This is a genomic window from Anaerotruncus sp. AF02-27 (genome assembly GCF_003465835.1).
GTDB classification, from domain to species: Bacteria; Bacillota; Clostridia; order Oscillospirales; family Ruminococcaceae; genus Anaerotruncus; species Anaerotruncus rubiinfantis.
The window spans coordinates 1-1,406 of sequence record NZ_QSBX01000065.1 but is presented as its reverse complement, the minus strand read 5'-3'; the positions used below and the strand labels follow the sequence as shown (position 1 = coordinate 1,406).

Below are 1,406 nucleotides of genomic sequence, written 5' to 3'. Positions count from 1 at the left end.
TTTCAAGAACTGGTGCGGGACATCAAGCGGGGCTTGATTGCAAAAGTCGTGGTTTACAAGCTCGACCGTATCAGCCGTTCCATTCTGGACTTTGCCAATATGATGGAGCTGTTCCAACAGTACAATGTAGAGTTTGTGTCCTCTACGGAAAAGTTTGATACCTCCACCCCGATGGGGCGGGCGATGCTGAATATCTGTATCGTGTTCGCCCAGCTTGAACGGGAAACGATACAGAAGCGGGTGACGGACGCTTATTATTCCCGCAGCCAGCGAGGGTTTAAGATGGGTGGAAAAGCCCCTTATGGCTTCCATACAGAGCCAATCAAGATGGACGGTATCAACACAAAGAAGCTGGTGGTAAACCCAGACGAAGCGGCAAATATCCGGCTGATGTTCGAGATGTACGCCCAGCCCACAACCTCCTACGGGGACATTACCCGGTACTTTGCCGAACAGGGAATTTTATTCAACGGCAAGGAACTAATACGCCCCACGCTGGCGCAGATGTTACGCAATCCTGTCTATGTGCAGGCAGACCTTGATGTGTACGAATTTTTCAAAAGTCAAGGGACAGTCATTGTCAATGACGCCGCCGATTTTACAGGCATGAATGGCTGCTATCTGTATCAAGGTCGGGATGTGAAGCCCAGCAAAAAGAACGATTTGAAAGGCCAAATGCTGGTGCTGGCTCCCCATGAGGGCATTGTTCCCTCCGACATCTGGCTGACTTGCCGCAAGAAGCTGATGAACAACATGAAAATCCAGTCTGCCCGGAAAGCCACCCATACATGGCTGGCGGGAAAAATCAAGTGCGGAAACTGCGGGTATGCCCTTATGAGCATTAACAATCCTGTGGGAAAGCAATATCTCCGCTGCACAAAGCGGCTGGACAATAAAAGCTGTGCCGGGTGCGGGAAAATCATCACTTCGGAGCTGGAAGCGGTTGTTTATCAGCAGATGGTGAAGAAGCTGGCAAGCTACAAAACGCTGACGGGCAGAAAAAAAGCGGCAAAGGCAAACCCGAAAATCGCCGCCCTGCAAGTGGAGCTTGCCCATGTGGACGGCGAGATTGAAAAACTGGTGGACAGTCTGACGGGCGCAAACAATGTGCTGCTCTCCTATGTGAATGTGAAGATAGCGGAACTGGACGGACGCAAGCAGGAACTTCTGGCGAGGATAGCGGAGTTGACGGTGGAAGCCATCAGCCCGGAACAGGTCAGCCAGATTTCCGGCTACCTCGACACTTGGGAGGATGTATCCTTTGATGACAAGCGGCGTGTGGTGGATTTGATGATTACCACCATAGCCGCCACAAGCGATAGTTTGAATATCACATGGAAAATCTGACGGGCGGAACCCCTCCCGTCAGATACCTACCCTGTGTAGTCCCTTGTAAACTGTACTTT

1 protein-coding gene is annotated in these 1,406 nt (G+C 51.2%); it reads left to right on the top strand.

The features are described from left to right. The coding region (locus DWV16_RS18775; RefSeq protein ID WP_147349503.1) for a recombinase family protein at nucleotides 1-1,347 on the top strand (1,347 nt) is incomplete at its 5' end. Nucleotides 1,348-1,406: the final 59 nt, after the last annotated feature.